This is a genomic window from Neoalteromonas facilis, from assembly GCF_002807665.1.
GTDB lineage: Bacteria > Pseudomonadota > Gammaproteobacteria > Enterobacterales > Alteromonadaceae > Alteromonas_E > Alteromonas_E facilis.
In genome coordinates this window covers 335939-359572 of sequence record NZ_PEAY01000003.1, presented here as the reverse complement: position 1 = coordinate 359572, position 23634 = coordinate 335939, and the positions used below count along the sequence as shown (strand labels likewise).

Here is a 23634-nt window from a genome sequence, read left to right as displayed (position 1 = left end):
TTAAACGTTCTCACTCATGTTGCTTGCATCAGACCACCCCACGGCAAGTCCAGTGTCATAGCGTAAATCAATATACTCAACCGCTCGTTGCTGCTGTTTTATCAGTGGAAACACATCCACAAACCGCTGCAACCGGTCGATAAACTCTTGTCGACCTAAATTCAATTTAATGCTGTTTTTAAGTGTTAATTGCCATGCAAAGCGTTCACTTAAAAACAATTCATCAATAGGCAATGCTGCGCCAGCCAATATGGTTTGCATCGCGTTAAACCCTTGCAAAGCCGTTTTTTCACTGCCACCTGGTCCATATAACTTCGGTAAACCAGTAATATCATTGCCGCCAGCAAAAGTCTCACCGTAAGGGTTTAACAATAAATCGTCGTTCCAATGCGCAACAGCCTGTTGTTCAACTACATAAATCGTCAAACGATTCGGCCATTGTTTACGCACCGATGCGCGATACACCCAAGGTTGCTCTTCTAGCAACGCATAAACTTCATTGACATCTAAGGCAAAAAAACTTCCCGGTTGATGCTGTCTGATCAGCGCTTCTAAGCGCTTTTCATCAATGTGCTCACGTTCACCCTCAAACACAATCTGTTGTACAGGCAACGCTTGCGCGTCATTCAACCAGCGATACACACTCGCCGCAGTCGCCCCACCAACAATCAATACCAGCAGCAAAAACACTACTCCGGCCCAAAAAGTTGTCGAGCGCGTTGCAGGCGTTGTCATTCAGACTCCCGCGACAAACTCGTCGCCAATATCGCGACAACCAGCTGCTGAAATCCGATACCGGCTGCCGCAGCGGCCTTAGGTACCAAGCTTTTTTCCGTCATTCCAGGCACGGTGTTGGCTTCTAACAAGAAGAATTCACCATGCGTATCCTGCATCAAATCTATACGTCCCCAACCGCTGCATGACAGGGCATCGAACGCCTGCGAAGATAACGCGGCTATGCGCTGTTCTCGCTCTTCAGATAAGCCACTCGGGCAAAAATACTCGGTGGTGTTATCCTGATATTTGGCAGAATAATCATAAAACACATGAGGGGTAGACATACGAATGGACGGTAGTACCTTGCCATCTAAGACGGCGACCGTGTACTCCGGACCATCAATGAACTGCTCTATTAATACATGTCGATCATAGTCGAACGCTTCTTTTACGGCAGTTTCTAATTGTTTAGCGCTTGTCACTTTTGCCATCCCAATACTCGAACCTTCTCGAGCTGGTTTGACCATGACGATGTTCCCCAACTCATGCATTATAGCGCCGCATGATCCAACGTCAAAGTGCCTTTTATCAGCAATTTTATATTTTGCTGTTGGCAAGCCTAAACATTGCCAAATTTGCTTCGTATGAACCTTGTCCATAGCCAGTGCAGATCCCAAAACACCACTGCCTGTGTAGGGGATATTTAATTGCTGTAATGCCCCTTGCAAAGAGCCGTCTTCTCCACCTCTGCCATGCAACATGATCATCACACGATCAAATTGTTGAGCGACCAGCTCCGTTAATGCATGTTCCGCCGGATCGAAGCCATGAGCATCAACCCCCTGACTGAGCAACGCGTTCAACACAGCCTTGCCTGAGTTTAACGAAACCTCACGCTCCGCTGAATTACCACCATACATCACGGCTACTTTGCCGAAGACTTCAGGCGCAGGCATGTTTTGCGTAGATATCATGAGGACAACCTCCGCGACAACTCAACGGGATCCATTGCCGATGCCTGTAAATTTTTAGCCAGTGCTCCAACGCTACCCGCGCCTTGAGTCAGTAGGAGGTCTTCAGGCTGCAGAACATTTAAGAGTAATTCTGGAAGCTTGCTCACGTTACCTACATAAATCGGTTCAATTTGTCCGCGCATGCGAATTGAACGACACAAAGACCGACTGTCTGCGCCTTCAATGGGGTGTTCGCTCGCCGCGTATACATCAAGCATGAGGACTACGTCTACTGTAGATAAAACATCAACAAAGTCTTCATACAAGTCACGTGTTCTCGAATAGCGGTGAGGTTGAAAGATCATCACTATGCGCTTGTTTGGCCAATTATTTCGCGCAGCTTCTAACGTAGCTTTAACTTCCGTCGGATGATGGCCGTAATCATCAATCAGCGTAACTTTGCCATTTCCAAGTGGGAACTCCCCTAAGTGCTCGAAACGTCGACCAATGCCAGCAAAGCCTTTTAAAGCCGCTTGTATATGATGTGCCGCGATACCTTCATCTTGAGCGACCGCAATCGCCGCCAACGCGTTCAACACGTTATGTTGGCCAGATAAGTTCAGCGTGATCGGCAAAGGAGCCTTACCTTCTTGAACAACCTCAAACAACATACCGCCAGGTACTGCTTTGATATTTTGCGCAATCAAATCATTGTGAGGCTCAATACCATACGTCAGAGTGTTGCGACCTATGCGTGACTCAAGTCCTCGAATAACCGGATCATCGCCACACACAATGGCGCGACCATAAAATGGCAAATTATGAAGAAACTGAATAAACGTGTCTTGCATCCGTTCAAAGTCACCGTGATAGGTTTCCATGTGGTCGGGTTCAATATTGGTCACCACGGAAATCATCGGTTGTAAATGCAAGAAAGATGCATCGGATTCATCAGCTTCAGCAATCAAAAAGCGACTAGAGCCCAATTTTGCGTTGGTACCGGCACCATTTAGCAAACCGCCTATCACATAGGTAGGATCGAGTCCTGCCTCGGCAAAAATGGTGGCAATTAAGCTTGTAGTAGTGGTTTTACCGTGCGTACCCGCTACCGCAATACCATGCCTAAAACGCATGATCTCAGCCAGCATTTCAGCCCGTCGAATAATGGGAATACGCTTCTCGGTCGCGGCTTGTATTTCAGGATTTTGTTGGTCAATTGCGCTTGATACAACAATTACGTTCGCACTTTCTATGTTTTTGGCCGCGTGGCCAATATACACATTTGCGCCTAGCCCGGACAGACGCTCAGTCATCGCGTTGTTTTGTATGTCAGACCCACTGACCTGATAACCTTCATTGAGTAAGACTTCTGCAATCCCGCCCATACCTGCGCCGCCTATACCGACGAAAAAGATATGTTGGATCTGCCTCATTTGAGGATTCTTAAACGGTGTCATATCACTCACAGTACAGCCCCCCTAGATGAGAAGCGTTTTTTATTTTCTATCGCTAACTCACATTGCGTTGCCACTTGTTTGGCCGCATCGCTGATTGCACAATCAAGCGCGTTTAGGCGTATCTCTTCGAGCTGACTGGGATGGTCAATAATGTCTTTTAATAGTTGTGGTAATTCGTCTTGCATATTCGCTTGTTTAATTAAATATCCGGCTCGTCTACTGACCAACGACTGTGCATTGGCAGTTTGGTGATCATCGACTGCATGTGGAAGTGGAATAAAGATTGCCGCGATGCCCGCCAATGAAACTTCCGTTACCGTTATTGCACCAGCCCTGCAAATCACTAAATCTGCCCACTGATAACATTCACCGATATTGTCGAGAAATTCAGTCACTGTAAGATCAGCAGTCCTGCCGGCGTGACGGTACGCTTCCTCAACAGCCTGACCATTACCCTTACCGGTTTGATGCACAATTTCACAATTGCTGAAGCGAGCCAAGATGGCAGGTAATGCTTGATTGAATGGTCTTGCGCCGAGACTCCCGCCTACGATTAATATTTTAAGTGGCAATTGCGCAGTGACGTCAGTTTGTTTTGCCAGTTGCCCGATACTTGCTCGTATAGGATTGCCAGTCACGACTACATGAGACGCATTGCCCAATTGCCTAGCTGCTGAGCCAAAACCCAACATTACACGATTGGCTATTTTAGCTAACCAACGGTTAGTTAACCCCAAAACCGCATTTTGTTCATGCACAAGCAAAGGTACGCGGCATATTTTGGCGGCTATCCCGCCCGCACCACTGGCATATCCACCCATGCCGAGAACAGCATCAGGTTTAACTTTACGAATAATACGCATCGCCTTGAAAATTGCGGTAAAGAGCCGCCAAACGGATTTGATTTTCTGCCCTATACCCTTACCACGCAGTCCGCTGACTTCTACAAAGTGCAAAGGGATACCATGCTTTGGTACTATTTGCGCTTCCATATGGTCGGGTGTTCCGAGCCAGTGAACCTGCCAATCATGTAGTGTTAAATACTCAGCCACAGCGATCCCAGGGAAAATATGCCCACCAGTACCACCGGCCATTATCAATATCGTTTTCGTTGGGTTTGTCGATGCTGTGCTATTCATCGCCACCTCCAACGTTGCTACTTTCCGGCTGTGTTAAACGGCGTTTAACCTTTGATTTGTTGCTACCGAGCGCTTGTACACCACTGACACGCAATTCAAAATCAATCCTAAGTAATATAGCCGTTGCAACCATCATGGTTATCAAGCTGGAACCACCGTAACTGACTAATGGCAGGGTTAGCCCTTTGGTTGGTAGGATCCCCGCACTTGCACCAACATTGATGGCTGTTTGAAAACTAAACCAGATCCCAATAGCATATGCTAAGAATCCATCAAATGGGCGCGCCTGACTAATGGCTCGATTGCCTATACGCAGCGCTTTTACCACCAGCACTAAAACCAGTGCTAAGACACTCATGACCCCCACAAAACCCAACTCTTCGGCCAATATAGCGACAATAAAGTCAGTATGGGCTTCAGGCAAAAATTCGAGCTTTTGTAAGCTATTGCCAAGACCTTGGCCAAACCAATCTCCACGACCATAGGCCATCAATGATTGGGTTAACTGATATCCGCTGCCAAACGGGTCTGCCCAAGGGTCTAAAAATGATGTAATTCGGCGCATCCGATATTCTTCAAACACGATCAACGCAACTACCGCAAGCAGCCCAACAAAAACAAGTGCAAAGAATTGCCATAAACGTGCACCTGCCAGAAATAACAAACCAATGGTCGTAACCAACATTACGACCACAGTTCCCAAGTCAGGTTGCAATAGCAATAAAAGCGCTAAAACGAAGAAAACCACCAGCGGCTTAACGAACCCTTTAAGGTTTTCGGTGACTTCTTCATAACGTCTCACTAGGTAGCCAGCCAAGTAGCAGAAAAAGAACAGCTTTGCTGGCTCTGCTGCTTGGATCGTAATTGGACCCAACACCAACCATCGCGTACTACCATTTACGCTTCGCCCGACAAGCAACACCGCAACCAACAGCCCTATCGCGGCTAGCAATAAATAAGGATTTGTTACTCGCCAAAACTGCATGGGAACCTGAAGTACTATAATGCCAGCAGAAATAGCCAATCCAAGGTAAATGCCATGGCGTATGGCGAAGTGAAATGGATTATCAAACAAGCGAGCAGCTACGGGCATGGATGCTGAGGTAACGATGACAAAACCTATTGCCATTAGTGCTAACGATACCAATACAATCGTCAGATCATAATAACGTGCAGGCACATCATCATGTTGTCTTGAAAACAATTGGGCTAGAGAGGTCTTGTTTGCAGCTAAGCTCATCATGCCGCCACCTCTTGCACGGCAGAAGCAAACACATCACCACGCTGTTGATAATTTTCAAACATGTCTAAACTGGCACAAGCAGGTGCCAATAGCACGATATCGTTTGGCTGAGCCATCGCTGACGCAATCTTTACGGCTTGCTGCAAAGAATCAACGTACACACTATTAGGCTGCATACTTAAAAATTGTCTTCCGTCACGTCCGAGCGCAACAACGTACTTCACATCAGCTAGAGCGTCGGCAAGTACTGACATATCAGCACCTTTTGCATCTCCGCCCACGATCACGATAAGCTCTGCTATTGCCTGCTGTTTAGCGGCTTTTATACTGGCAAGTGCTGCGCCAGGGTTGGTTGCCTTGGAATCATTGATCCAGATAACATCTGAAGCAGATGCTACACGTTCATAGCGATGCGCAATGCCTTTAAATTGTTCAATGGCAGCACTGATTGTTTTAGATTCAATCCCTGCAAGGTAGGTAATTAAATAGGCCACTTGCACGTTAAGGACGTTATGTTCACCAATCAATTGGCAACGTGAATAGTCAATAACCGCTACACCATTGTGATAAATCTTTTGGTTCGCCGCGTTCCATGACATTCCGACAGGCGAAGGAGACAACGCAAACGTAATTGCGTGATCAATCTGCGCAGTGCGACAAAGCGGATCATCTCGATTCACTATGCAATGCGTGGCACCATCATAAATGCGCATTTTAGCAGCACGATAGGCCTCCATTGTACGATGGCGGTCGAGGTGGTCTTCCGTAATATTGAGCACCGACGCGATATTTGCTTTAAGCGAATGCGTGGATTCCAATTGAAAACTCGACAGTTCCAACACATACCAATCCAAGGGTTCATTGGCATTTGCCGAAAGGGCATCTAATGCAGGTCTGCCAATATTACCAATGACTTCCGCTTTTAATCCGGCTTGTTTGAAGATATGTCCGATTAATGACACGACGGTGGACTTGCCGTTCGATCCGGTTACAGCGATTAAGGGTACGTCATTGGCTTGCACAAATAACTCGATATCTCCCACAACCGGTACGCCATTATCCAAGGCGTTCTGGATAGCAGTAGTTTGCAAAGAAACGCCAGGACTGACAACAACCATGTCGAAACCGACTAACGCGTCTTCTGCGACAGCGCCCCATATGATGGTTTCATTGGTACCAATAGCACCACTATCTCGAGTATCAAAGATGGTTAAAGATGCCCCCTGCTGACGTAAATAACGCGCACACGACTGACCGGTAAGGCCAGCACCAATGATTGCGATATGTTTGTCTGCAAAACGCTTCATTTAAACTCCTAGGCTAACGCAATTTCAGCGTCGCTAGCCCAACTAACACGAGGATCAGGGACACGATCCAAAAACGCACGATCACACGCGGTTCTGGCCACCCTTTTAACTCATAATGGTGATGGATTGGCGCCATTCTAAAAATGCGTTGTCCGCGCAATTTAAAGGAACCTACCTGTAATATCACCGACAAGGTTTCTATCACGAACACCCCGCCCATAATAATTAATACAATTTCCTGTCTGACCAGTACTGCCAAGATCCCTAATGTTCCCCCAAGCGCCAGTGAGCCAACATCGCCCATAAATACTTGAGCGGGATAAGTGTTGAACCATAAAAAGCCCAAACCGGCTCCAACAATTGCAGTACACACAATCATCAGTTCACTGGTTAATGGGATAAAAGGAATATTAAGATAAGCTGAGAAATTAGCATTGCCGGTAACATAAGCAAAAATCGCCAGGGCCCCAGCCACTAAGATAGTCGGTACTATTGCCAGACCATCTAGCCCATCGGTTAAATTAACCGCGTTACTGGTGCCAACAATAGCGAAATAAGCAATCACTAAATACATAGCACCGAGTTGTGGCATAACTTCTTTGAAGAAAGGCACAATCAATGCGGTTTCAGCATCCAATGTGGCTGTATTGTATAAATAAAATGACACGCCAATCGCGACCACTGATTGCCAAAAATACTTCCAGCGTGCGATTAAGCCTTTGGCATCTTTTCGGATCACTTTACGGTAATCATCGACAAAGCCGATGACACCATAGGTAACGACCACGGCCAATGTTGCTAACACGTATCGATTGGTTAGATCAGCCCACAATAAACTGCTAATCAGGATCGCTGCCAGGATCAGTAACCCTCCCATGGTCGGCGTGCCGGCTTTTGACAAATGAGATTGTGGACCATCGTCACGCACGGTTTGACCGATTTGTAGACGCTGCAGCCAGCGGATCATCTTCGGCCCAATGAGAATCGCGATCAGCAACGCTGTTAATGTGCTCAATATGGCTCGCATCGTAAGATACGAGAATACGTTAAATCCAGTATCAAACTGGGTTAGCCACTCCGATAACCAAATCAACATGCGATTTTCTCCCGCCGGCGTTCACGCTTTCCCAACGGTGATGCCTCTATAGCGGCCGCGACGCGTTCCATTTTCGCACTGCGTGACCCTTTAACGAGCAACGTAATATCACGCTGTTCTGTGAGTAAATGTTCGTTCAAGTGCTCGACCAATAATTCATAATCATTGAAGTGATAGCCATTGTCCCCCATCACTTCACTCGCATGCTGACTTAGCACGCCTAATGTATACACCTGTTCGATGCCATGCACTTGCGCATATTCTCCAATTTCTTGGTGATAGGCTCTGGCTTTATTGCCCAGTTCTGCCATATCACCCAAGATGAGAATTCTTCGACCGGAATAGCTTGATAATAAATCGATACCGGCCTTAACTGACGCCACGTTGGCATTATAAGTGTCATCCAGCAACCGGATTTGATTGGACAACTGCTTCACGTTCAAGCGGCCACTCACTTCTTGCATGCTCGCTAGGCCATTTCTCACATCTTCGAGCGTTGCGCCGACATTCATAGCCAAAGCAGCGGCCGCAAGTGCATTACCAACATTATGAACACCTGGTATCGCCAGGTTTATCCCGGTTGAACCTTGTGGCGTCACCATATGAAATGAAGCACAACCATCTAAACCTAATGTGACATCGGTTGCATAAAAATCGCTATTTTGGTCGCCTGCCTGACTAAACATTTGTACGTTGTGACGTTTTAGCTTGCCTTGCCAGTATTCAATAAACTGACTGTCAGCATTCAGCACTGCCATGCCATGTTGCGTAAGGCTTTTAAATATTTCACTCTTTGCTCGTGCGACCCCAAATAGACTGCCAAAGCCTTCCAAGTGAGACGCCGCCGCATTCACGATAGTGGCAACATCGGGTTTAACCAAATCAACGGTATAAGCAATTTCACCCAGATGATTTGCACCCAGCTCTAACACCGCGAAGTCATGTTGTTCTTCCAAACGCAATAGCGTTAAAGGAACACCAATGTCATTATTAAAGTTACCTGCTGTAGCCAGAACACTGCCGCGACGCTGTAAAATTGAGGACGTCATCTCTTTTACGGTTGTCTTACCGCTGCTACCCGTGATCGCAACAGTTTTTGGCGCTACCTTTTGTTTAACCGCAGCGCCTAATTGCCCCAACGCTAGATGTGTATCTTCCACCACGATTTGCGGTAAATCGGTATCAACCTCACGGTTAACGATCACAGCACTTGCGCCCTTCTCTTGCGCCTGTTGAATAAAGGCGTGGCCATCAAAATTAACCCCGCTTAATGCTAAAAATACTGAGCCTTCTCCCAATTGACGTGTGTCTGTGGTCACTGAATTGATGACCAAATCAGCCCCTTTTAACGTGCCATTGACGTGATCAGCAATCCATTGAAGTGAAACCGAAATCATGCTGAAAGCTCCTTTATTATTTTTCTTGCGAACGCACGCTCGTCGTAATCGAGACGCTGTCCGTTTACTTCTTGATAAGTTTCATGGCCTTTCCCAGCCAAAAGAATAATGTCGCCGGGTTTAGCCGTTTTGCACGCATAAGTAATAGCGTCTTTACGGTCATCAATAACAGTGACATCGTGGTCGCCTGATATACCCGCTTGTATATCGCGGCTAATGTCACTTACGTCTTCATTGCGCGCATTGTCGGCAGTCAACACGATATGATCGGCCATATCTGCGGCGACTTTGCCCATTTGTGGGCGTTTACCTTTATCGCGTTGTCCGCCACAGCCAAACACACACCAAGTATCACCTTCGGTATGCGCCTTGACGGCCTCTAAGGCATGGGCGAGTGCATCAGGCGTATGGGCGTAATCCACGACAATGCTAGGTTTCCCCTTTGCACTGAAGAGTTCCATGCGTCCAGGTACTGGCACAAGACGACTTAAACCGGAGAGTACATCTGCTAAACGAGTACCCAAAGACAGCACGACAGCCGCTGCCGCAAGTGCGTTATAAACATTGAAACGCCCAACCAATTGCAGTTGTACCTGACTATTGCCCCAACTGCTGTACAACTCAAAGCTTGTGCCTTTAGAACTGGTTTTTACATTTCGAGCACAACAAAAGCGCTGATTTGCTGCGAATTGCGTACTATCAGAGTCAATTCCATACCAAGAAATTTCAGCATCGCTGGGTGCGAATTTCGCCCAATTCTGACTTTCAGGGTCGTCTGCATTTAACACAACATGTTGCAATGCTGGTTGCTCTAGCAAACGACGTTTGGCTGCCCCATAGGCCTCCATAGTACCGTGGTAATCAAGGTGATCGCGCGTTAAGTTGGTAAAGACTGCGACATCCGTCTTAACTTGATTTAAGCGCCCTTGCACCAATGCATGAGAGGAAGCTTCAAAAGCGACTTGATGCACATCTTGCTGGGCCATTTCTGCCATGATGTATTGCATATTCAGCGCATCAGGCGTTGTATTGCGCGACTGCGTCAGCGAATCAGGTGAAAAAGGCGCGTTGAACAACCCGTAGCCGAGCGTGCCAATCATGCCGCATTTCATTCCCAGCGCGTGACGCAATTGGCTAAGCAACTGCACAACCGACGTTTTGCCATTAGTGCCTGTAACAGCAATACTGGTCATTTTACTCGCTGGATAATCATAAAATGCAGCGGCAAGTGCAGACAGAGATTGTGATAAGTTAAAGAATTCAACAATCACTGTATTTTGTCGCATCGAACAATGGCCATGAAGTGACTCATCATCAGTTTCACTGATAATAACCGGAGCGCCGAGGCTAATCGCCTGAGGGATAAATTCACGCCCATCCAGCTCATGCCCTTTGATGGCCAAGAATGCTGTTTTGATCGAGACATCTCGACTATCCAGCACCAAGCGCTCAACGCGCACGTCAGGTGCATGAATACCAAATTTAACTAACAAGGGTTCAATACTTTGTACGAAGTGACTAATGACCATGACTTTGCGCCTCCAGCCATTGCACTTGGCTAACATCGCCACCTGTAGCATCAGGGGCAACATTGAGTAGGCGAAGTGCTCCGCCCATGATTTCAGAAAACACAGGGGCGGCAGTATCCCCAGAATGATATAAGTCTCCACCGGGCTCATTAATCAATACCACAGTCACTAACTGAGGGTTTGAAACTGGAGCCAGTCCTGCAAAGATGTTTACGTATTCATCACCGTAGCCACCGGCAATCGCTTTTTGACTAGTACCGGTTTTCCCGGCAATTCGATAGCCATTTACGCCCGCCTTAATACCTGAGCCGCCCTCGTGGGTAACACTTTCCATCATTGCAATAAGTGCTTGAGTATTCTTCTTAGAAACCACACGCACTTCGTCTTTAAACGCCTCGGGACGTTGCTCATTTAGGATAATATTAAGATTCTTTTTGATCCCGCCATTTGCGATAGTCAGGTACATCCGTGCTAGCTGTGCAGGTGTTACTGAGATCCCGTAACCAAAACTCAACGTCGCTAATTCGAACTTAGACCAGCGGTTACGCTCATGAAATAACCCCGAACTCTCGCCCGCTAGCAAAGTCCCAGTATCAGACATCAATCCCATGTTGTAATAGGTATCGATTAAGAATTCCTTTGGTACCGACAATGCCAGCTTGGAAGTGCCCATATTGCTTGATTTTTGAATAACAGTTGTTAGGTCTATTTCGCCGTAATTGCGAGGATCAGAGACGAAACTCCCGCCCAAACGCATGCGTCCTGGTGAGGTATCGACCATGGAATCAGGATGAACGATGCCAAACTCTAATGCCGCTAGAACCGCTAATGGTTTCAAAGCAGAGCCAGGCTCAACCGGATCCGTAATGACACGGTTTCGCACTCTGTGGGGAGCCACCGTGTCTCTATTATTTGGGTTGAACGAAGGACTGTTGACCATTGCCAAGATATCACCTGAGGCAACATCTACGACAATAGCTGACGCCGACGCAGCCGCATAGGTTTCAGTCGCTTGTTTAATCGCTTTGTACGCCATTGACTGAATACGCTGGTCGATGGTTAATTGCAGGTCTTGTGCCTGCTCCCCATTCGTTTGCTCGAGTATCTCAACCTGACGCCCCTTCGCATCTCGTCGGATCGTGCGACTCGAGGGTGTTCCGGTCAATAAATCGTCATATAACCGCTCTAATCCCTCAATACCTTTATCATCTACATCAGTAAAACCAATCAGATGAGCAGCCACTTCACCTGAGGGGTAATAGCGACGAGATTCATTGCGTAATCCTACGCCCGGAATATCCAATTGCTCCACGTACTCTGCCATGGCAGGAGATACTTGGCGCTGTAAATACACAAAACGGCGATTAGGATTATCAACCTTTTCCAACAACTCGCTGATGTCCTGCCCCAATACTTCGGCAAGCGCTAACCAACGACGACGCTGGTTGAAGGCATTTTCTTGATGAATAATTTTCGGATCTGCCCAAATTGCTCGCACCGGAACACTTACCGCCAACTCTTCACCATTGCGGTCGATTATCAATCCACGGTGAGCAATTGAATTGCGCGTACGTAATGTGCGGTTGTCGCCTTGTTCTATCAGTGCATCAGGCGAAATCACTTGGATGTAAGCTGCACGCATCGCCAAAACGACAAACACACAGACCACTGAAACCAAAACCACTAAGAAACGCCAGTTAATTAAATTCGGCGCTTTATTTTGCTTAGCGCCTGAGCCGCCACGACGTTTGGCCGGACTCTCGATTGAACGGTCGTGAGATGTAATGATCGCGCTCATTTCAACCTCACCACAACTTCATCAGCAGGCTCTGGTCTGCGCATGCCTAAGTCTCGCTTAACCAAGCTTTCGATACGATTATGCTCAGTCAGTGCACCTTGTTCTAACAGCAAGTGGCGCCATTCAATATCCAGTCTGTCTTTCTCTTGCATCAATTGTTCACTGGCAATAATCACCTGACGATTCATGTGTGCACTTAGAATCACGGCGATGGCACTGAGGATCACCAATAAAAACAACAAAACCCGCAAGGGGTGGCGGGCTGCATCAGTCAACATAATAGTGACTGGATTGAAATTGGTTGGCACGTTTGTCATAGCTTCTCTGCCACCCGCAGTACTGAGCTTCTCGCTCGCACGTTGTCGTTTAATTCAGCTTGATCGGGCTTTATCGCCTTACCGATTAACCGCAGCACTTTATCAGCATCAATTTCAGCCTGAGTCACGGGCATGCCTGGAGGTAGATCTTTGCCTTTGCTTTGCTCACGCATGAATCGCTTAACTAAACGATCTTCAAGCGAATGAAAACTGATAACCGCCAAGCGCCCCTGTTGTGCAAGCACTGCCGTAGCAGCTTTAAGCCCCTCTCTTAATTGGTCTAATTCCGCGTTAATATAAATACGAATGCCTTGAAAGCTGCGCGTTGCCGGGTGTTTGTGCTTATCTTTTACCGGCATCGCTGCATCAATAATTTCAGCCAGCTGTGATGTCGTTGAAATTGGAGTATGTTGGCGGTATTGCACAATTGCATGCGCGATACGCTTACCAAAGCGCTCTTCACCAAACTCCTTAAGCACTTGAGTTATATCTTGTTCTTCAGCTCGCGCGAGCCAATCTGCAGCACTGATTCCGCGAGTAGTGTCCATGCGCATATCTAGCGGTCCCTCACGCATGAAACTGAAACCGCGAGAAGCGTCATCCAGCTGAGGTGAAGACACGCCTAAATCCATCAATACGCCATCAACTTTTCCCGCCAAGCCTTTGCTTTCGCATACTTGCTGCATTTCAGCGAACGGCTCATGGATAATAGAAAATCGAGGATCATTGGCGAAACGTTGTGCGGACTCAATTGCCGTAGGATCGCGATCAAACGCTATTAAGCGGCCTTTGTCAGATAGTTGAGCCAAAATAGCCTGAGAGTGACCTCCACGGCCAAATGTGGCGTCAATGTATGTGCCTTCAGGTTTGATATTAAGCGCATCAACCGAAGCATCAAGCAGGACCGAACGATGTTCGAATACCTCAGTATTCACAGTGAGAAGTCCTGCAGGCGCTCTGTTAATTCAAAGCCACCAGCCTGCTCCGCAGCCATATCATCGCTAACCTGCTCGCTCCAAATACCAGCATCCCAAATCTCAAAACGATTGAGTTGGCCAACGAGCATAATCTGTTTATCGAGTTTTGCATGAGCACGCAGTGGTGGAGGTAGTAGAAAACGACCACTCTTGTCCATTTCACCTTCAGTCGCATGCCCCAACAACAAGCGTTGTAAGCGCCGCTCTTGCGGGATCATAGATGAAAGTTTGGTTAACTTGAGTTCGATTTCTTCCCATTCGGTAAGTGGGTAAAGCAGCAAACAACTTTGTTGAATGTCAACTGTACAAACCAGATTTCCGCCGCAATCATCAAGCAGCGCTTGGCGATACTTGGTGGGGATAGCCACCCTGCCTTTACTGTCAAGATTGATTGCGTTAGCGCCGCGGAACATTCCCCTAGCCTTCTTTGTTGTTTTTTATTATTCGTGTTTTGAAGCTCTGCTTTGCAAACAATTGACCACTGACATTCAACATTGATCCACAATTTGCCACTTTTACCCACATTTGTGAGTTTAGGTACGCAATAGCCCCACTGTCAAGCTTATTTCGGTATAAAAACCGCAAAATGAGGAAGGTTAAATTTCGGCAAAATTTGCCAGAGAAGAGAAGTTGCTGATTAGCTTATAAAAAAACCGCCACGGCTAAGGTGGCGGTTTTAATTTACGAGCTAAATTTTTTTACTTACACACGATGTGTCAATTAAGCGTTCGCAGTTTGCGCTTCAGGTTGAGCCGCACGAATTTGAAGATTTGCAATCGGCGTATCAGTATTGTTTGACAATTCAACCAAGCGGTTTAGCTGACCTAGAGAAATCATAGTTGCATAGATAGCGCCTAAGAAGCCATTCTTATGCATCTCTGAAACAACATCATCACTCAATTCACGCAATTTCTTTTCGTTGATTGACATCATGCCAGTCACGTTGCGCTGTTGACCGTTTGCGAAAGTTAAGCCAATTTCAATAGATTCCAGCAAACCAAGATCAACGACTTGCTTAACAAACTTTTGCGTCAGTAATTCGCTGTTCGCCAAGTCCGCTAAGAACTTTTGACGTACATTTAAGAATTCTGATGGTTCACCCTCATCGGTAAACACCGCTTGACCGTCTTCTTTATTCAGCAATTCACTGTTTTCATCAAAGAACACGCCCAATTTATCGCCATCAGGACGCACGTCAAATGGGTAACGCTGGATGTTCATTGGTACATGAGGACCCTGCCACACGCCATCTTTAACGTAGAAGTTTTTATTCTGTTCAGTACCCAACATCGCCACTACGTGGTAGTTACCCGACTGTGGGTCTTGAATGAATACGATTGGCATTGAACCAGCCAATTGTGCGAACTCGCGGATTGTTGCTGCAGCCAAGTGGCTATTTTTTGCGAATTCGAAGTCTTTATGTGCGCTAACCTTAAGCTCTTTATGCTTATTCTTGTCTAGCGGGATGTAATTTACTGCCATGGATTTATTCTCAGTCTGATTTATTCAAGTGTGGACCACACCATCAATTTGACTATGCATGAAGAAGGATAATGAAGAACCACTAATAATTATTGGTCTGTGTTTTACTGCATAATAAAACCGACCGTCCGTATTTTTCGGATGCGTAGTATCTAAGATCTCAAGCCCAATGTCGACAATGATTGCGAGATTTAAACGCTTAAGCTAGGGTAGTCGTCTTATTATCGCCTTAAATCAAGGAACTACCTCTATGTTATCTAAATATTCTGTTGTTGCTGCAAGCGTTGTTTTGTCTTTAAGTTCTCTCGCGAACGCTTCTAACAGCGAACAAAAAGCAAACGAAATCGCACAGCAAACCATTATTGTAGATGGCCACATAGATGTTCCCTATCGCGTAAAAGAGCGTTGGGTAGATGTGACCCAAGCTACCGAAGGGGGAGATTTTGATTATCCCCGTGCCAAGCAAGGCGGTTTAAATGCACCGTTTATGTCTATTTATGTACCGGCGTCACTGGATAACAGCCCAAAGTCGACACAACTTGCACACGAACTGATTGATTCTGTAGAAGCCATTGTTGCGCGTGCCCCCGATAAGTTTGCTATTGCCACATCAGTAGCAGAGGTAAAGGATCATTTTGCTAAAGGCTTAATTTCACTGCCTATGGGAATGGAGAATGGGTCACCGATACAAGGCGATTTAGACAACCTAAAAGCGTTTTATCAGCGCGGTATTCGCTATATCACATTAGCGCACTCGCAAAGTAATCACATCAGTGACTCTTCTTATGACTTACGCCGCCAGTGGAAGGGACTGAGTCCATTTGGCAAGCAATTAGTTAACGAAATGAATAACCTTGGCATAATGGTCGATATTTCACATGTGTCTGATGCAGCCTTTTATCAAGCACTGGAAATCACCAAAGTACCGGTGATCGCGTCTCATTCCAGCCTGCGTAAGTTTACCCCGGGGTTTGAACGCAATATGGACGATGACATGCTCAAAGCATTAGCCAAAAATGGTGGGGTCATCATGATCAACTTTGGTTCTGGTTTTGTAAGCCCAATAGCACGCCAATGGCGCGACCGTCTCACCGAGCGCCGAGAAGCATTAATTGAAGAGTTTGGCGAGCAAAGTGAACAGGTAACGGCATTTGACGAGCAATATCGAGAGCAAAATCCTTACCCTTTCTCTACCCTCGATATGGTGCTTGACCACATCGACCATGTGGTTGAAACCGTTGGCATAGATTACGTAGGCATAGGTTCAGATTATGACGGTGTTGGTGATTCGTTACCCGAAGGATTAAAGGATGTGTCGACCTTTCCTAACTTAGTGGCCGGTTTGTTGAAACGCGGTTATAGCGAAGCCCATATCAAACAAATACTCAGTGGCAATTTACTGCGTGTTTGGCAACAAGTAGAAGACTACGCTGCCAAACAAGGATAATTCGACCTTAGATCAACAACATGCTACCAATGATGATGCCAGCTAATAACATGACCATATAAGGTAATGGCGAGCGCCACAATGACAGTGGCGCTGCTGGCTCACTCTGAATAACGTCTGAACCAGCCTCTGCTGCATGCTCATTTTCAGCTGCCGCTCGCCTTGCCGAGCGTTTTCGACTGTATATGATGAGCCCTGTGACTGTCGCAAATATGAGTATTGCCAGCCACATATCAAATCCTTCATAGATCCACGCGGCGTAAAAATATAAAAACACGTAGGCAAATCCTACAAACCACAAAAACACTTTCAAGCTAAAGTCTCCGCTAAATATTTAGTCACTGGTCTGCTCCTGCATAAAATTCATTAACATCGCCAACATATGGGCATGTAAAGGGTTTGCCTCAGGCACTAGACAAAAATCGACTATCTCATCGACCGGTGCGCTGAAATTGATCGCCCTGATTTGCTCTGCATCAAGCAGTAAATCACCGTGACAGAGGTTGTAACGTTCATCCACAATGAAGGTTGTATTTTCTGCTTTATTACGTTGCAAGAAATCGGTTAGGCCACTCATTGGCGTGGTAACATCAGCGGCTGAGTGAGCAGCAAAAGTCGCAATATTAGGAGCTTTAATTACCATCAATTCTCTCACTTGACGAATAACCTGCATCAACTCTAATGCTGCAAATAAGCTAACCTCGGGATACTTGTAAGGATTCGGGCCATGTGTAAGGTAGTCGCCATCGATCCACTTGGCGATTGATTGCATCCCCCAAATTCGACTTAACTGTTCGGCATTCTCCGATAACGCCAATGCAGCTGAGAAAAGCAATAACCCATCAACACCCTCTGGATGACTCAGCGCATAGTGAGTGGCTAATGTCGCGCCGGCTGAAAAGCCGCCAACAAAAAGCTTATTACCCAGCACTTGGCTCAATCCAACAACATCCTCAACCGTGACTTGCCAACGCTCAGCCAAAGTCGGGTCTTGCATATCCGCATCAGCCTCGGCCAAACCGTGGCCGGGTAACAATGCTACAACCACATTGTTACCTTGCTGGTGAATTGCATTAGCTAATGAATGCAAATAAAAAGGCGAATCGCTTAACCCATGAAACAGCACAACGACAGCATCTCGCTTTTCTCCATGATGGAGTATAAAAGGTGCATTGCCTTCGTTGCGCAATCGCGCAGAGCATGCTTTTACCGTGTCTGGACGTTGAGTCATGCATCGTTGACTATCACCCAAAGAGGTTTGATAATAGGTGACAAATTCAGACAGTGCTGCCTCAAAGCGGTTTTCGGCCCACGCAGTATTCGATAAAACGCTTAAACCGCTAATCGTTAGCCATACCCAAAATCTCAACGAAAAAACGCCTCTAAATCATCATTTCCACCAATGTGTTTACCGCCAATAAACACTTGAGGAACAGTATCACGCCCGCTAATTGCTTTTAAAGTCGTAAAACTTGCACCATTCCCTAAGACAATTTCTTCGTAACTAAAACCTTTATCATTCAGCAACGCTTTTGCCTTTATACAATGAGGGCAACCTGGTTTAGTAATAATTGATACCGGTTCATTCAACTTCGCTTGCGGCGCGATATACTGCAACATGGTATCGGCATCAGATACTTCAAAGGGGTCACCTGGAACATCTGGTTCAATAAACATCTTATCAATAACACCATTCTTAACCAGCATCGAATAACGCCAACTACGCTTGCCGAAGCCTAAATCAGACTTATCAACTAGCATGCCCATTTTATCCGTAAACTCGCCATTACCATCGGCGATTAACGTAACGTTTTCTGCTTCCTGATCAGCCGCCCACGCATTCATCACAAATGTGTCATTCACCGACATGCATATAATGTCATCAACACCATTCGCCTTGAAAACACTGGCTAATTCGTTGTAGCGCGGTAAATGCGTAGAAGAGCACGTAGGCGTAAACGCCCCCGGCAAGGAGAATACAATTACCGTTTTACCGGCAAATAAATCTTCTGTGGTTTTAGTTACCCATGCGTCCCCTTCTCTCAAAGGAAAAGACACGCTTGGTACTGATTGACCTTCTTTATTTTCAAAGTGATGACTGGACATGACAGGTTCCTTAAGTGACATAAAGCCTTTAGCTTAGTCATTCCATGCCTAATTGCACAATGATTTCTTCACATCCTGTGGAAATAAAAAAGGGTATGTGTACTCATAATGTAGTATTGCCCCACTGGCTTGTTCCTATAAAGCCCTGAGTATAAGGTCAGACTACCAAAGCAGTAGGCGTTAGTTATCTCGTTGATAACAGTAACCGCGTAAATGGGGCAGAAAATGATCATAGTAGTAGGTGGTGAAAAAGGCGGTACCGGCAAAAGTTGTTTGGCTCAAAATCTGGCGGTGTACTTCAACAATGAGCAACAAGCCTCTGTCGTCATCGTTGATTGCGATCCGCAACAAGCGACAATGCAATGGTGTCAGGAACGTGATATGAATCGGTCACTGCCCAACCTGAAATGCGTCCAATTGAGCGGTAAAATCCGTAACGAATTGCTCAGCCTGAGTAATCATTATGATGTGGTCATCGTCGACTGCGGAGGGCGTGACAATATGGCGTTGCGTTCATCAATCTCAGTTGCCCACCATGTTTTGATCCCGGTACAACCAAAGCGACGCGACTTAAAAACAGTACCTCTAGTCGAAGATATCATCTCTACTTGCCGTATGGTTAACCCCAATATGAATGCTGCGTTTGTACTCACTCAGTGCTCTACGATTGCCAGCATGGCACCCCGACTAATAGAAGCAAAAGAAACCTGCAGAGGCTTTGAGATACAAGTTCTGAATTCTGTGACCTTTTCACGCAGTGTATACGATGATGCAGAAGAATCTGGTGCATCGGTTTTTGAAATAGAGCCAAAAGGAAAAGCTGCGGCAGAACTTCGCGGGATCATTGAAGAACTGTTGGCGAGGAATGCATCAAACAAAATCGATATGAGTGAACCGCTACACGTCCAAGCTTTTGCATAGCACCTTCAACGCCTAAGGGTTTACTAGTCGTTATGTTTTAATCAGTACAATTGTACAAAAATGCTTTCAATTGTAGGCAAATAGCTATACTTTGTGCATAAATTGTACAAGCTACTTGATAGGGAAATTCTTTTGGCTGGCAGTTCAGACGATGTCTTTTCAACCGCCACCGCAGCAGTCCAATACTGCGGTAAGTACTGCTCGTCCCTAATTTGTCATCTCGCCTATTTTATTTTACTCACGGCTAGCCTCTTCGCTCATGCGCAGAACTCTTCATCTTTGGAAGAGGTTATGAGCGAGCAAGGACGACAAGCCTACACCAGTGCAATAGAACTTTTTAACGCTGGGGCATTGGATGAGGCTCAGGTCATTGCGTTAACACTATTGGAAGCATCCAACAACAATCGGTTTGATAAAGCGGCAGCCCAGCGCTTAATCGGTATAGTCGCATCGCAACGATCACAATATGAGTTTGCTCAGCGCAATCTCATGGAGGCGCTAGAAATTGTACACGCTCAAGACGAGTATGTACTGGTTGCCATGTTAAATGCTGATATTGGACGAAACTTACGAGCGCAGACTTTATACGCGAATGCGCTTCGCTACTTCCATAAAGCCCTATCTTTGTATGAATCCTTTGAACTACAAACAGGTATCGCAGAGCAGCACAATAACATTGGCGCAACACTCGAAAAATTAGGTCAATATGAACAAGCCTTACAGTCATTTTCGCTTGCGTTGGAAGTACAACGACAGCAAAACGATACCTTCGGGCTCAGTACAACACTGTTTAATATTGCGGAAGTTCATCGTGAGCTAACACAGTTGGATATAGCACTAGGCTACTTTAAAGATTCATTGGAAATTGCTATACAATTGGGTGACAAGCGCTTAATAGCACAAACCAATGCCAAAATAGGCGCAGTGTTAAATGAACAAGGCCAATTTGAGCAAGCAAAGTCAGCATTCGACGTGGCTATTTCGCTTTTCACTGAACTGGAGAACCGACAAGCAATTGCAGGCGCGACAGCTGGACTTGGAGAAGCGCTCATCGGCATGGGCAAACAACAAGACGGCATGCAGTTATTAAGAGACGTGCTGATGACGTCGCAAAAGAATAATTTTCCGGCGATTCTAACCCAAGTCCGATTGAGCATAGCCCAAGTGAATATTCAGCAAGCCAACTATGCACAAGCACTTGAGCAAATACAATTGGGCTTAACTGAAGCTACTGCACGAAACGAGCTGCCACGACAAGCCGAGTTCGAATCTCTACGAGTAAGTATTTTCGAAAAAACGAAGCAATATGATCAGGCATTTAATGCGCTCAGAAATCAACAAGCACTTGAAGCATCCATTTTACAAGCGCGACGTGAAGCGGCCTTATTGAATTTACAATCAGAAGTTGAATATGTGCGCCAAGAGCAAAGCATCGCGCTGTTACGTAAAAATAAGGCTATAGAGCTCAATCTTGCTGAACAGCGCAATATGCGCAATATCACATTGATGGCCAGCTTGATTATTTTGTTATTACTGGCCTTTTTGCTGTTCAGCCGGCACTCACAAAAACTTCGCAATCAACAGCTTACAGGTATCGTAAAGCGTCGCACCCATGAATTGGAAAAAAAGAACGAAGAGTTGCAGCAAGCCTACCGCACACTGGAACATATGAGTCTACGGGATTCGCTAACAGGGTGTTACAACAGACACTTCCTTGACGCCAATCTACCAGCTGAGATAAATCGCTGCTTATTTAGCTACACCTCTGCCAGTGAGTTGGGTAAAGATGCCCCCCATCACAATGATCTATTGTGCTTTTTGATTGATATTGATGATTTCAAACATGTAAACGATACATATGGGCATGTCACTGGGGATCGCTTCCTGATCCAATTTGCCAAGATCATCAATTTAGTCTTCCGGCATTCCGATTTACAAATACGCTGGGGCGGAGAAGAGTTTTTGGTTATATGTCGCAACACTCCTCGCAGAGATGCGGCAATGTTGGCGGAACGTCTTCGTTCAGCCGTTGCAGAAGCCAGTTTCAGTACTCAGTCAGGCTCTAAGATCAAGGCAACGTGTTCTATCGGCTTTTGCGCTTTCCCATTAGACATAGATGAGCCTGGCAGAATTGGCTGGGATGCCTCTTTCGATTTGACTGATCATTGCCTTTATTCAGCGAAATTATCAGGTAAAAATTGTTGGGTGGGTATCAACCATGCCAAAGCCACAGTGTCAGCCGAGGAGCTTAGTGACAATGAAAAAACATTAGGCTTGGGCAGACTTGAGGTCGTCACCTCTCTGAACCATTTATCCTCTATAAAATGGCATTCCAGTGACGGTATAAAATCAGGGGATTAAGTTACACCCCTGTTTTCAAATCTTCTAAATGATATTTGTCGATTAGAGAATACAAGGTTGGTCGGGTTACCCCTAGCAATTCAGCTGCCTTAGAAATATTCTTATCTGCCCGCACATATGCACGACGGATGGCTTCACTTTCTGCTTGTTCTCGCACTTCTCGTAAATTCAAAATCTCTTTAGTATCAGCCTGTTGGCCACCAAACAGCCCTAAATCGTCCGCTGTCACCAATTGACCTTCCGCCAAAATGACCGCAGATTTAAGCTTATTTTGTAGCTCTCGAATGTTACCTGGCCATGGGTGCGCTAACATTGCATTGATCGCGCATTCACTGAAACCCTTAACCTTCGCGTTAAACTCACTGCAATATTGATTTAAGAACGTTTTAGCTAATAGGATGACATCCTGCTCACGGTCTTTAAGCGGCGGGATCTCGATGGTAATTTCGCCGATCCGATAAAATAAGTCTTCCCGAAACGATTCGTCAGCAACCATCTGCTGCAGATTGCGGTGCGTTGCACACACCACACGAATGTCGACGGGAATTTCTGTGCGCCCACCGACTCGTTCAATGACTCGCTCTTGCAGGAAACGTAACATTTTAGCTTGTAGGCCAATCGGCATATCGCCAATTTCATCCAAGAAAAGTGTGCCACCTTGCGCCATTTCAATTTTACCTAGAGTGGTTTTATTGGCGCCAGTGAATGCCCCTTTCTCGTAACCAAAAAGCTCACTTTCTAGCAAGTTCTCTGGAATAGACGCACAGTTAATAGCTACAAATGCATTATCGCTACGTTGGCTATGCTCATGGATACTGCGAGCAAACACTTCTTTACCTGTGCCACTTTCCCCTAACAACAACGCACTAATATCGGTTTGTGCTATTTTTTCAGCACGACGACTTGCCGCCTGAATAGAAGGGCTGTTACCAATGATCTTACCCATCGCAGGGTTAGTTTTTACCAAGATCCGGTTTTCATGCTCCAACTTTGAAAGGTTTAGCGCCCGATTAATGATGATTTTGATCGTATCTGAATCTATTGGCTTTTGATAAAAATCATAGGCACCCAGCTCAATCGCTTTCAACGCGTTAGTCTTGTCATTGTTGCCTGTCACCACAATCACTTTGGTGTGAGGTGCGAGCGAGAGGATTTCAGATAACGCCTGTAAACCTTCAGAGGCATTCGCAGGGTCTGGCGGTAAACCTAAGTCTAAAGTCACTACAGCAGGTTCATGACGTCGCAGTTGTGCAATAGCAGAACTTCGGTCTTCTGCGTATACAACGTCAAAATCAGTCAAGCTCCACTTGAGCTGCTTTTGGATCCCTAGATCGTCATCGACAACTAACACCTTCGTCATGATTTTGATTTCCCTCTATGTATGACG

21 protein-coding genes are annotated in these 23634 nt (G+C 46.1%); 3 read left to right on the top strand and 18 right to left on the bottom strand.

All coding sequences use genetic code 11. The features are described from left to right. The 14 genes from CSH93_RS09960 to CSH93_RS09895 form a co-directional block, all read right to left on the bottom strand. Positions 1–735 (bottom strand): cell division protein FtsQ/DivIB, encoded by a 735-nt coding sequence (locus CSH93_RS09960; RefSeq protein ID WP_100643092.1) that lies wholly within the window; start codon positions 733–735, stop codon positions 1–3. Continuing rightward, positions 732–1691, bottom strand: coding sequence for a D-alanine--D-alanine ligase (locus CSH93_RS09955; protein WP_100643091.1), 960 nt, complete (start codon positions 1689–1691; stop codon positions 732–734). The genes CSH93_RS09960 and CSH93_RS09955 overlap by 4 nt, the downstream gene beginning before the upstream one ends. Continuing rightward, positions 1688–3127, bottom strand: a complete 1440-nt coding sequence (gene murC / locus CSH93_RS09950) for a UDP-N-acetylmuramate--L-alanine ligase (protein ID WP_100643385.1) — start codon at positions 3125–3127, stop codon at positions 1688–1690. Before murC ends, CSH93_RS09955 begins: the two co-directional genes overlap by 4 nt. Before the next feature lie 5 nt (positions 3128–3132). Continuing rightward, positions 3133–4266, bottom strand: coding sequence for an undecaprenyldiphospho-muramoylpentapeptide beta-N-acetylglucosaminyltransferase (murG, locus tag CSH93_RS09945; protein ID WP_100643090.1), 1134 nt, complete (start codon positions 4264–4266; stop codon positions 3133–3135). After that, positions 4259–5506, bottom strand: coding sequence for a cell division protein FtsW (gene ftsW, locus CSH93_RS09940; RefSeq protein ID WP_100643384.1), 1248 nt, complete (start codon positions 5504–5506; stop codon positions 4259–4261). Before ftsW ends, murG begins: the two co-directional genes overlap by 8 nt. Further along, on the bottom strand, positions 5506–6816 hold the full coding sequence (gene murD / locus CSH93_RS09935) for a UDP-N-acetylmuramoyl-L-alanine--D-glutamate ligase (RefSeq protein ID WP_100643089.1): 1311 nt from the start codon (positions 6814–6816) through the stop codon (positions 5506–5508). The genes ftsW and murD overlap by 1 nt, the downstream gene beginning before the upstream one ends. A gap of 13 nt (positions 6817–6829) precedes the next feature. Next, positions 6830–7912 (bottom strand): phospho-N-acetylmuramoyl-pentapeptide-transferase, encoded by a 1083-nt coding sequence (gene mraY / locus CSH93_RS09930; protein ID WP_100643088.1) that lies wholly within the window; start codon positions 7910–7912, stop codon positions 6830–6832. Continuing rightward, the gene (murF, locus tag CSH93_RS09925; protein WP_100643087.1) at positions 7906–9309 is read right to left on the bottom strand and encodes a UDP-N-acetylmuramoyl-tripeptide--D-alanyl-D-alanine ligase; all 1404 of its coding nucleotides are present in this window, start codon (positions 9307–9309) and stop codon (positions 7906–7908) included. The genes mraY and murF overlap by 7 nt, the downstream gene beginning before the upstream one ends. After that, entirely contained in the window at positions 9306–10838 is a 1533-nt protein-coding gene (locus CSH93_RS09920; protein WP_100643086.1) for a UDP-N-acetylmuramoyl-L-alanyl-D-glutamate--2,6-diaminopimelate ligase, read from the bottom strand. Before CSH93_RS09920 ends, murF begins: the two co-directional genes overlap by 4 nt. Further along, on the bottom strand, positions 10828–12636 hold the full coding sequence (locus CSH93_RS09915; RefSeq protein WP_100643085.1) for a peptidoglycan D,D-transpeptidase FtsI family protein: 1809 nt from the start codon (positions 12634–12636) through the stop codon (positions 10828–10830). The genes CSH93_RS09920 and CSH93_RS09915 overlap by 11 nt, the downstream gene beginning before the upstream one ends. Continuing rightward, on the bottom strand, positions 12633–12953 hold the full coding sequence (gene ftsL / locus CSH93_RS09910) for a cell division protein FtsL (protein ID WP_100643084.1): 321 nt from the start codon (positions 12951–12953) through the stop codon (positions 12633–12635). Before ftsL ends, CSH93_RS09915 begins: the two co-directional genes overlap by 4 nt. Next, positions 12950–13888: a 16S rRNA (cytosine(1402)-N(4))-methyltransferase RsmH gene (rsmH, locus tag CSH93_RS09905; protein ID WP_100643083.1), complete on the bottom strand. Its 939-nt coding sequence runs from the start codon at positions 13886–13888 to the stop codon at positions 12950–12952. Before rsmH ends, ftsL begins: the two co-directional genes overlap by 4 nt. Further along, entirely contained in the window at positions 13885–14343 is a 459-nt protein-coding gene (gene mraZ, locus CSH93_RS09900) for a division/cell wall cluster transcriptional repressor MraZ (RefSeq protein ID WP_100643082.1), read from the bottom strand. Before mraZ ends, rsmH begins: the two co-directional genes overlap by 4 nt. A gap of 307 nt (positions 14344–14650) precedes the next feature. Further along, complete coding sequence (locus CSH93_RS09895) at positions 14651–15412, bottom strand: SapC family protein (RefSeq protein ID WP_100643081.1); 762 nt, start codon at positions 15410–15412, stop codon at positions 14651–14653. A gap of 250 nt (positions 15413–15662) precedes the next feature. Between CSH93_RS09895 and CSH93_RS09890 the strand changes: the two genes are divergently transcribed. Then, a complete protein-coding gene (locus CSH93_RS09890) occupies positions 15663–16859 on the top strand; it encodes a dipeptidase (RefSeq protein WP_100643080.1) in 1197 nt (398 codons plus the stop codon). A gap of 7 nt (positions 16860–16866) precedes the next feature. Here the strand turns inward: CSH93_RS09890 and CSH93_RS09885 are convergent, their stop codons facing one another. The 3 genes from CSH93_RS09885 to CSH93_RS09875 are packed head-to-tail and all read right to left on the bottom strand — an operon-like array spanning position 16867 to position 18965. Continuing rightward, entirely contained in the window at positions 16867–17172 is a 306-nt protein-coding gene (locus CSH93_RS09885; protein WP_100643079.1) for a hypothetical protein, read from the bottom strand. Between the two features lie 21 nt (positions 17173–17193). Beyond that, on the bottom strand, positions 17194–18228 hold the full coding sequence (locus tag CSH93_RS09880) for an alpha/beta hydrolase (protein ID WP_100643078.1): 1035 nt from the start codon (positions 18226–18228) through the stop codon (positions 17194–17196). Next, a complete protein-coding gene (locus CSH93_RS09875) occupies positions 18225–18965 on the bottom strand; it encodes a glutathione peroxidase (protein ID WP_100643077.1) in 741 nt (246 codons plus the stop codon). The genes CSH93_RS09880 and CSH93_RS09875 overlap by 4 nt, the downstream gene beginning before the upstream one ends. A 225-nt stretch (positions 18966–19190) precedes the next feature. Between CSH93_RS09875 and CSH93_RS09870 the strand changes: the two genes are divergently transcribed. Then, positions 19191–19886 carry a division plane positioning ATPase MipZ gene (locus CSH93_RS09870; RefSeq protein ID WP_100643383.1) on the top strand — a complete coding sequence of 232 codons (696 nt, stop codon included), beginning with the start codon at positions 19191–19193 and terminating at the stop codon, positions 19884–19886. 291 nt (positions 19887–20177) lie between these two features. Then, positions 20178–22247 carry a GGDEF domain-containing protein gene (locus CSH93_RS09865; protein ID WP_100643076.1) on the top strand — a complete coding sequence of 690 codons (2070 nt, stop codon included), beginning with the start codon at positions 20178–20180 and terminating at the stop codon, positions 22245–22247. A gap of 1 nt (position 22248) precedes the next feature. On the opposite strand, the gene prsR is transcribed toward CSH93_RS09865, so the two are convergent. Continuing rightward, a complete protein-coding gene (prsR, locus tag CSH93_RS09860; RefSeq protein WP_100643075.1) occupies positions 22249–23607 on the bottom strand; it encodes a PEP-CTERM-box response regulator transcription factor in 1359 nt (452 codons plus the stop codon). Between the last annotated feature and the right edge of the window lie 27 nt (positions 23608–23634).

Excerpts from the sequence above, each read along its gene's own strand:
- CSH93_RS09960 (WP_100643092.1), bottom strand. The coding sequence starts at position 735 with ATGACAACGCCTGCAACGCGCTCGACAACTTTTTGGGCCGGAGTAGTG.
- CSH93_RS09955 (WP_100643091.1), bottom strand. The coding sequence starts at position 1,691 with ATGATATCTACGCAAAACATGCCTGCGCCTGAAGTCTTCGGCAAAGTA.
- murC (WP_100643385.1), bottom strand. The coding sequence starts at position 3,127 with ATGACACCGTTTAAGAATCCTCAAATGAGGCAGATCCAACATATCTTT.
- murG (WP_100643090.1), bottom strand. The coding sequence starts at position 4,266 with ATGAATAGCACAGCATCGACAAACCCAACGAAAACGATATTGATAATG.
- ftsW (WP_100643384.1), bottom strand. The coding sequence starts at position 5,506 with ATGAGCTTAGCTGCAAACAAGACCTCTCTAGCCCAATTGTTTTCAAGA.
- murD (WP_100643089.1), bottom strand. The coding sequence starts at position 6,816 with ATGAAGCGTTTTGCAGACAAACATATCGCAATCATTGGTGCTGGCCTT.
- mraY (WP_100643088.1), bottom strand. The coding sequence starts at position 7,912 with ATGTTGATTTGGTTATCGGAGTGGCTAACCCAGTTTGATACTGGATTT.
- murF (WP_100643087.1), bottom strand. The coding sequence starts at position 9,309 with ATGATTTCGGTTTCACTTCAATGGATTGCTGATCACGTCAATGGCACG.
- CSH93_RS09920 (WP_100643086.1), bottom strand. The coding sequence starts at position 10,838 with ATGGTCATTAGTCACTTCGTACAAAGTATTGAACCCTTGTTAGTTAAA.
- CSH93_RS09915 (WP_100643085.1), bottom strand. The coding sequence starts at position 12,636 with ATGAGCGCGATCATTACATCTCACGACCGTTCAATCGAGAGTCCGGCC.
- ftsL (WP_100643084.1), bottom strand. The coding sequence starts at position 12,953 with ATGACAAACGTGCCAACCAATTTCAATCCAGTCACTATTATGTTGACT.
- mraZ (WP_100643082.1), bottom strand. The coding sequence starts at position 14,343 with ATGTTCCGCGGCGCTAACGCAATCAATCTTGACAGTAAAGGCAGGGTG.
- CSH93_RS09895 (WP_100643081.1), bottom strand. The coding sequence starts at position 15,412 with ATGGCAGTAAATTACATCCCGCTAGACAAGAATAAGCATAAAGAGCTT.
- CSH93_RS09890 (WP_100643080.1), top strand. The coding sequence starts at position 15,663 with ATGTTATCTAAATATTCTGTTGTTGCTGCAAGCGTTGTTTTGTCTTTA.
- CSH93_RS09875 (WP_100643077.1), bottom strand. The coding sequence starts at position 18,965 with ATGTCCAGTCATCACTTTGAAAATAAAGAAGGTCAATCAGTACCAAGC.
- CSH93_RS09870 (WP_100643383.1), top strand. The coding sequence starts at position 19,191 with ATGATCATAGTAGTAGGTGGTGAAAAAGGCGGTACCGGCAAAAGTTGT.
- CSH93_RS09865 (WP_100643076.1), top strand. The coding sequence starts at position 20,178 with ATGAGCGAGCAAGGACGACAAGCCTACACCAGTGCAATAGAACTTTTT.
- prsR (WP_100643075.1), bottom strand. The coding sequence starts at position 23,607 with ATGACGAAGGTGTTAGTTGTCGATGACGATCTAGGGATCCAAAAGCAG.